This is a genomic window from Chitinophaga sp., from assembly GCF_036569125.1.
GTDB lineage: Bacteria > Bacteroidota > Bacteroidia > Chitinophagales > Chitinophagaceae > Chitinophaga.
On record NZ_DATCRF010000075.1, the window covers coordinates 1 to 7,667 of the forward strand.

General features: G+C 46.9%; 7 protein-coding genes. 3 read left to right on the forward strand and 4 right to left on the reverse strand.

The window, feature by feature from the left end:
* From VIM87_RS02685 to VIM87_RS02695, 3 genes are all read right to left on the reverse strand, one after another.
* Window positions 1-1,120, reverse strand: a 1,120-nt coding sequence (locus VIM87_RS02685; protein WP_331995475.1) for a carboxypeptidase regulatory-like domain-containing protein, incomplete at its 3' end; no start/stop codon positions are given.
* 464 nt (window positions 1,121-1,584) lie between these two features.
* Window positions 1,585-2,799, reverse strand: coding sequence for a serine hydrolase (locus VIM87_RS02690; protein ID WP_331995476.1), 1,215 nt, complete (start codon window positions 2,797-2,799; stop codon window positions 1,585-1,587).
* Between the two features lie 11 nt (window positions 2,800-2,810).
* Complete coding sequence (locus VIM87_RS02695) at window positions 2,811-3,470, reverse strand: Crp/Fnr family transcriptional regulator (protein WP_331995477.1); 660 nt, start codon at window positions 3,468-3,470, stop codon at window positions 2,811-2,813.
* 87 nt (window positions 3,471-3,557) lie between these two features.
* Between VIM87_RS02695 and VIM87_RS02700 the strand changes: the two genes are divergently transcribed.
* Window positions 3,558-4,307, forward strand: coding sequence for a glucose 1-dehydrogenase (locus VIM87_RS02700; RefSeq protein ID WP_331995478.1), 750 nt, complete (start codon window positions 3,558-3,560; stop codon window positions 4,305-4,307).
* 92 nt (window positions 4,308-4,399) lie between these two features.
* Window positions 4,400-4,978 carry a TetR/AcrR family transcriptional regulator gene (locus tag VIM87_RS02705; protein WP_331995479.1) on the forward strand — a complete coding sequence of 193 codons (579 nt, stop codon included), beginning with the start codon at window positions 4,400-4,402 and terminating at the stop codon, window positions 4,976-4,978.
* Between the two features lie 14 nt (window positions 4,979-4,992).
* On the opposite strand, the gene VIM87_RS02710 is transcribed toward VIM87_RS02705, so the two are convergent.
* A complete protein-coding gene (locus VIM87_RS02710) occupies window positions 4,993-5,898 on the reverse strand; it encodes an alpha/beta hydrolase (protein WP_331995480.1) in 906 nt (301 codons plus the stop codon).
* 119 nt (window positions 5,899-6,017) lie between these two features.
* Here VIM87_RS02710 and VIM87_RS02715 point away from each other — a divergent pair.
* Window positions 6,018-7,667: helix-turn-helix domain-containing protein (locus VIM87_RS02715; protein WP_331995481.1), on the forward strand; the 1,650-nt coding region annotated here is incomplete at its 3' end.

The window sequence follows — 7,667 nt, forward strand, 5'->3', positions numbered from 1 at the left end:
GTACGCTGTTCCGCCTGTAATTATCATTCATAATAAGGTTCAGCTGGTCAAAATAGCCATAGCCCAGGTAAAACCGGATCTTCTTTGAACGTCCGCTAAGGCTGATGTTATGATTCTGGATCCTGGGGCGGGAATTAGTCATTAACTTCCACCAGTTGGCTTCATCGCCGTTCTTGTAATTGTCGCCCTCAATGCCGGGCATTTTAGTTGTAGGATCCCAGTTGGGGTTCATTTTTGTCATGTCGTTGGGATCCCGGCTTTCAGACAGGTACCAGTCGCCCAGCTTCTCTATATATTGAGCGCCGCTGGCCGGCCGCATACTCTTTTTGGTCATTTCCTGTATGGAATAAGATCCGCTGTAATCAACGGTGAGCTTCTCTATACCGCTTGCTCCACTTTTGGTGGTGATCAGCACTACCCCATTCGACGCCTGTGAGCCATATACAGCGGCAGCGCTGGCGTCTTTCAAAAGGTCAATGCTGGCAATGTCGGAGGGATTGATAGAAGTGAGCGCTCCTCTGTAAATAAGTCCATCTACTACAATGAGCGGCGAGGTGGTGCCGGAGATAGAGTTCCTGCCGCGTACCATCAGGGTAGGGTCGCTGCCGGCCCGGGTAACCTGGCCTACGGTGAGGCCCGGAACCGTACCTCTCAATGAAGACATCACGTTTGCATTCGGCGATTGTTTTTGTATCAGCAGGTCCGCTTTGGCCACAGCCCCGGTAACATCCTGCCTTTTCCGGGTGCCATACCCGATGACCACTACACTACTCAGCTCACTTACTGAGGATGATAATACAAACGACAGCGCTGCATTATGGCCCGGCATAATTTTATATCCTGTAAATGATCTTGTATCATAGCCCACCATGTGCACATTAAAGGTGTAGCTGCCTGCCGGCAAATTTTTAAACGCGAAGTTTCCGGCGCTGTCAGAGATGGCGATATTCACACGTTTGCCGTTTGCCGAAGCTTCAACAGTGGCGCCGGGAAGCGATGCGCCTCCCTGGTCTGTTACTATTCCGTTCACACTGCCCGTATTATTTTGCCCGTAGGACCGGGCAGATACAGCACAAAGGATTAGTATGACCGCAATGGTTGTTTTCACTATTCCTTTCATAAGATAATTTTTGGGGTGATAGTTGCCAGGGGATAAACTGATGTGAAGTGGTAGCCGCAACTACCTTCATGTTTTGCTGTTGGACAGCATTGTGAAGTCTTTTTCATAATGTGGTTTTTAACGTGAATTGATATTGGTTCCTATATATGCAATCGTTTGCATTATTATGCTAAAAAAAAGTGCCTGTGAATGCACTATTCTGGTTGATGATGTTAAGACAGTAATAGGTTCTTCTGAATCATGAACGTGTAACTTATATCACCGCCCTTATGTTCTATAGGTCAGTAACAGGAAGTTATAGAATAAATAATATTGCCGGAGGCAAATTTCTCTTACAGATAAAATAATATCAGCAATTGCTTAATTTATATTTAAATCCTTTGTGGAACGGGTCCGCCATTCATAGCGTATCATCTTTGAAGCGGGTATATAGGTTCATAGAGGAAGCATTATTTACGTTTTGGCTATCTGCTTAAAGCATTCCTTATTTCGCCAAAGATCAGGTGGGCAATACGTATTGACTCAACATCCAAGGGGGCATTTTGAGATGATAGCTTCGCGACAACGATCTGTTGAACAGGGTCCATAAACAAATTCTGGCCATATATGCCCATAGCGAAAATATAGCCCGGCTGGTTGTGTACAATATAAAAATTATTGCGGTATGACATGTCTAACCCTCCAAAGCCCCCGGCAAAATCACCGGTTTGCCAGGCCATTTTATCGCCACCTTCACTCAGATCACGGAGCCAGGCTAACGAAAGGATCTGTTTGCCTTTATGTACCCCATCATTTACTATCAAATGCCCCAACCGGCCAAAGTCGCGCGTTGTGGTAATAATACCCCGGGTACACTGCGGAGCGCCTGAACAATCCACATTAATATAGGCATCCTGCTCTGCCTCCATTGGCTTCCACAATAATTCACTCACAAGATCAGCAAAGCACTTACCGGAAGCTCTTTCAAGGATCCATCCCAATAGGTCCGAATTAGGATTTACATAACGGAATCCGCCACCATACGGCTGATCTCCTATCTGAAGTTCTTTGAAAAACGAGTGAAGCCCTGCCGTGGCAGAATGACCGGTTCCCGGACCCCAACCGACCGCTTTTTCGTATGCATCCAGCTGATCCTGGTTAAGGGCAGCTGTTCTCATGTCCAGCAGATCCCTTACCCGTGCAGCGGTATAAAAGCCGCCTTTAAGCTCCGGCAAATAATCCACAATAGCAGCCTCCGGATCTAAAACACCCTTTGATTCCAGGATCCCTGCGATGACCGCGGTAACAGATTTGCTGGCAGACATTAATATATGCTCGCTTTCATGAGTCATGCCATTGCTGTAAAATTCATACACCAAATGCCCTTTGTGTAACACCACAAATCCATCTGTTAACGTTAATGCAAGCAAATCAATGAGTGAGCTTTTCTGTCCATCCGGTGCATTGATCATTAACTTTCCTAATTCAGCTTCATGAGCGGGCAAAAAAGGTGATGCGGACGGATGATGAGCGATCTTCCTACAATTCAAAAACCCGGTCACATGATGGAATGCCCAGTGATTCAAGGGGTCTTTCCGCCAATCGGAACTACCCGTTACATCGTTATCCACCAAAGGCGTATTATTCATAACAGATCTTTCTTCAAAGATCATTACAGGATCATCAAAAAAAATTGCCATTTGGTGAGAAATCAAATACGTCCTTTTCTTATACGGCTCAGAGAAGAGGGGGTAATTCCTAAATAGGAAGCTACATGAAGGAGTGGCACACGGTTCAGTAATCCCGGGTGCTCATCCATGAACGCCCAATATCGTTCCTGTGCATCCTGTTCCAGCATACGGCGCCCCAGCTGCATTTTTTTGAGTAAAGCAGCCGTCATGATCTTCGAGAAAAGATTGGCCAGCGGAGGAATGCTGACCAGGAGCATTTCATAATCATTTTTAGATAAGGTCAGCAAAGTACACTCCGTCAGGGCCTCAAAATCAACGCGCGATCTTGTCCCGGTCCTGAAACTTTCAATATCAAGCGCAAATTGGTTTTCCGAAAGAAATAAACGGGTAACATCCTCACCGGCTTCCTTTTTATAGGAGATCCGCAGCACCCCCGAAACAATAAACCCGATCGTATCAGCCACCCTGCCAGCGGTTGAAAACAAATCGCCTTTGGCTAATTGCAGGGACTGCACCTGCTCACTGAGCAGTTTGACGTGACTATCATTTAACTCGCCGTACTGAAATAAATAAGATACAAATTCATTCACCTGGTAAAGATCAAAATTTTCCGGCTGCCGGCAAACTGTTTCCGTGAAACCTGGCAAGCCATCCTCCGGTAACAGGATAAACCCCAACAATATCAGGTAGTTAACCTATTTTATTTATTTTAGACCAAATGGTACAATACATTTACTATATTTGTGGACCAAATGGTACAATTAGATATGAAGAAACTAGAGAACAAAGTAGCCGTTGTAACCGGCGCTTCCAAAGGAATTGGCGCGGCCATAGCTAAAAAGCTGGCAGCAGAAGGTGCTGCCGTGATCGTCAATTATGCATCGGCCGTAAAAGACGCCGAACGCGTTGTGGCTGAAATTGTGAGCCATGGCGGCCGGGCCATTGCCGTGCAGGCCGATGTGTCAAAGACGGATGATATTGACCGCCTGTTCACCGAAACAATAAAGCAGTATGGTGCGGTTGATATCCTGGTCAATAATGCGGGCATTTATCAATGGGGACCTATTGAGGATGTGACTGAAGAAGGATTCTACCGTCAGTTCGGCATTAATGTACTGGGGCCATTGCTTGCTACTAAAGCGGCCGTACAATATTTTTCAGACAAGGGAGGCAGCATCATCAACATCGGTTCGGGTGCATCCAGCATGGAACCTGCCGGCAGCGCCCTTTACACGGCCACCAAAAGTGCGGTTGATTCGATCACACGCGTGCTTTCCAAAGAGCTTGGCCCCAGGAATATCCGTGTTAATTCGATCAACCCGGGGATGGTAGACACGGAAGGATCCAGGGCCGGCGGGTTTATTGGCAGCGAAATGGCCATGGTTATGGCAAACACCACTCCCCTGCGCCGGATTGGAGCACCGGAAGATATTGCGCTGGTGGCTGCTTTTCTTTCGTCCGATGATGCACGCTGGCTAACCGGCGAGATCATACTGGCCAGCGGCGGTCTTCGCTAATACAGGAAGCGCTTTTACAATAGCGCCTGATCCCTTCACATACTTGTATAAAATTAATAGCTTTGCCTGCTGCAGGTAAAGCTTTTTTGATTATGAGAACAAAAGATTTTAACGAGACTGACATACTGAGAAAGGCCATCACCCTTTTCTGGCAAAAGGGTTATCACGCAACCTCGTTATATGATCTCATTGAAGAACTGGGTATTGGCCGTTCCAGCATCTACCATGCTTTTGGCGACAAGCATAACCTGTTCCTGAAAGCGCTGGAGCTTTACCAGCAGGAAGCCACAGCAAGGATCCAGGGATTATTGAATAACGCCCCCTCAGTGAAAGCGGCGGTGAAACAGCTGCTGCAGCAGGTTGTCAACGACGTTTTTACCGATGCCTGTCCTAAAGGATGCTTTAAAATAAACTCAGAGGTAGAGGTGGCCGCAAGCGATGAATTAATAAAGAAGCTGGTTGCTGAAGATGACCTGATCATTGAAAAGGCCTTATATCAGGCTATAAAAAAAGGACAGGCGAACGGGGAGATCAGCGCATCCAAAAAACCGAAAGCCCTTGCCCGCTTCATTTGTAACACAGTGACCGGCATGAGGGTGTATGCAAAATTCCGGCATGACCGGCAGTTCTTTGACGATATCGTTGAAACCACCCTGTCGGTTATCAGCTGATAGTTAAGCTCCCCTCATTGCTCCTTTTTTGGATATGAGTTGAAAATAAACCGCAAGGCGTCATAGTAGGCTTTTATGGGTTCTGTCATATGCGTCTCCTCAGGATAGTGAACATACTTATGGGCTAAACCCGCTATCTTCCTTTGATTTATTATAGTGTAAAATTTCAGAAGATCTGTATGAAAGGCAGCTCCGTCTTCTGATGAGCCTTCGTCCGCATCACTGTAAAAGATCATTTTATTTATAATCCGGTCACTCGTTAGCTTTTTATCTGCGAGGTTCAGCACATATCCCCTATCCCACCAGAATGAAGGGCTGATGGCTATATAGGCATCAAACATATCCGGCTGCGTTAGCAGGCAATTGATCGTGGTGATGCCGCCGAATGAGTGCCCTGCAAAAATTTTAAAAGCTTGTGTTTTGTAGTGCTGGTCAACATAAGATATCAGCTCACTGCCAATGAACTTTAAAAAATTATTACCGCCGCCGCTTGCCTTTAGCCGGGAGTTTGCACTGGTATCAGGCTTTCCGTAAAAATCAAAAAGGCTATGGCTGGGGGTAAGGTCCCTTACACGGTTTGTATTGGGGATGCCAACGACGATCATCTCAGGCATTACCTTTACGTCACTACGGCTAAGATACCGGCAATATTCTGCGATCATGCTAAAATGATTATCCCCGTCAAGAACGTATAATACCGGGTAGCGCTTACCGGGCATTGAGGTATCTGCAGGCGGTGCATAAATATAAATTTTCCGGTCTTCGCCCAATATTTTAGACGGGAGCCTGATGATATCTGCGGATATGGGTTTAAATGGCGGATCGCTTTGGGCCATTAAGCCGGTGGAAATTAATAGTACAAAGAAAACACATACTATATTATATCTAAAATGGCGCTTTAAGCCGCTGCGGTAGATCATGAAAATATATTTGGGAACCTGCCTTAATTTACAATGTTTTTTGGGTTCCGGGTAGTGGAACAAACAGATAACATTTGTTTATATTGGGCCGTTATCCTCCTCCGGAACAAGCAAGAAAAGTGAATTTGAACTCATATACATTCCATATTAACTTATACGACCTCGCCTTCCTCGGCGCAATATTTACAGGGCTCACCTTTGCCCTGCTTTTATATTTTACCAAAACCGTTAACCGCAGTGCAAACCGGTTCCTTGCCCTGGCCCTGGTCACGATGGTTTTATGGATGATGCGGATCCTTGCTATTGACATCAGGCTGGAAACTTACCTGCCCTGGTGGAACCGGCTGCCAATGCAATTCCTGCTGGCGCTGGGTCCCCTGCTGTATTTTTATGTGCTGAAAATAACGCGGCCGGCATACCAGTTCAGGAGAAAGGACCTGCTGCATTTCAGCCCCCTGCTGCTGGAACTGGCAGCCCAGGCGCCGGCAATAAAGGAAAGTAGCAGCACCGTACTACAGCTGCTCATATTTATTTCGGGCATCACCTATTTATACTTCTCTGATAAGCTGATCCGGAATTTTTACCGGCGCCTGCAGCCCGTACTGATGGACCGCTCCCTTCTTGAATTCCGCTGGCTGCGCCGCCTGCTGGGCGCCACCGCCCTGTTATGGGGCCTGTGGCTGTTTTGCGGCGTCATTGACTATTTTGGCTACCGCAACCAGTTAGGCATACACGTTTATTACCCCTTTTATACCTTTTTCGTGATCATTATTATATGGACTGCGGCGGCGGCTTTCCTGAAACCTCAGGCAGCGATGATGGCCCAGGCGGCAGCAACCATTAAACCATCCGTGCCGGCTGAGCTGCGGGCAAAAGGCGCCTGGCTTAAGCGGGCTATGGACGCCAACCATTATCACCAGGACCCGGAACTAAGCTTAGGCTCCCTGGCCGAAAAACTTAACCTGCCTCCCCACGAATTATCACGGGTCATTAATACGGTATTCAAAAAAGGCTTTAATGATTTCATTAATGAATACCGGGTGATGGACGCCGTACGTAAAATGCAGGACCCTGCTTATGCGCATATCACCCTCCTGGGTATTGCGTTCGAAGCGGGATTCAATTCAAAAACTACTTTTAACCGGATCTTCAAAGAAATGACCGGGAAAAGCCCTACCGGGTACAAAAAACACCTGGAAAAAGAGGGCCCAACTTATAAATTGGGGCGTCAGCCCCGGCCAGAGCTGTTAATATTGAACCGCGAACCTCCTCAAAAATGGGTTCCTGAAAAATTAAACAGCCGGTATATGTTCAGAAATTATGTAAAAGTTGCCATACGCAACCTGCAGCGCAACAAAGGCTTTACTGCCATTAACGTCGTTGGCCTTTCCATAGGTTTAGCTACCTGCCTGCTGATCGTATTCTATGTGGCAGATGAATTGAGGTATGATAAGTATAATACCAGGGCAAATAACATCTACCGGGCCGACATGGAAGTAAAATTTGGCCACAATGCCAATTCCTATGCAGCAGTGCAAAGCGGGTTTGCGGATGAGGTAAAGAAGGATTTTACCACCGTTGAACAGGTAGTAAGGTTAAGACCGGCCTATGAACAGCCGGCCGGTTTTCATGTTAAAAAGGGCAGCTCCGTGCTGCAGGAGACCAGTGTTATTTATGCGGACGCCAGCCTGTTCCAGGTTTTTACCCTGCCTATGATAACCGGCAACCCTGCCACAGCCCTGGCAGAACCCAATGCAGCTGTGCTGACC

Bases quoted from the DNA above. Each gene is read 5' to 3' on its own strand.
- VIM87_RS02690 (WP_331995476.1), bottom strand. From the start codon at position 2,799: ATGGCAATTTTTTTTGATGATCCTGTAATGATCTTTGAAGAAAGATCT.
- VIM87_RS02700 (WP_331995478.1), top strand. From the start codon at position 3,558: ATGAAGAAACTAGAGAACAAAGTAGCCGTTGTAACCGGCGCTTCCAAA.
- VIM87_RS02705 (WP_331995479.1), top strand. From the start codon at position 4,400: ATGAGAACAAAAGATTTTAACGAGACTGACATACTGAGAAAGGCCATC.
- VIM87_RS02710 (WP_331995480.1), bottom strand. From the start codon at position 5,898: ATGATCTACCGCAGCGGCTTAAAGCGCCATTTTAGATATAATATAGTA.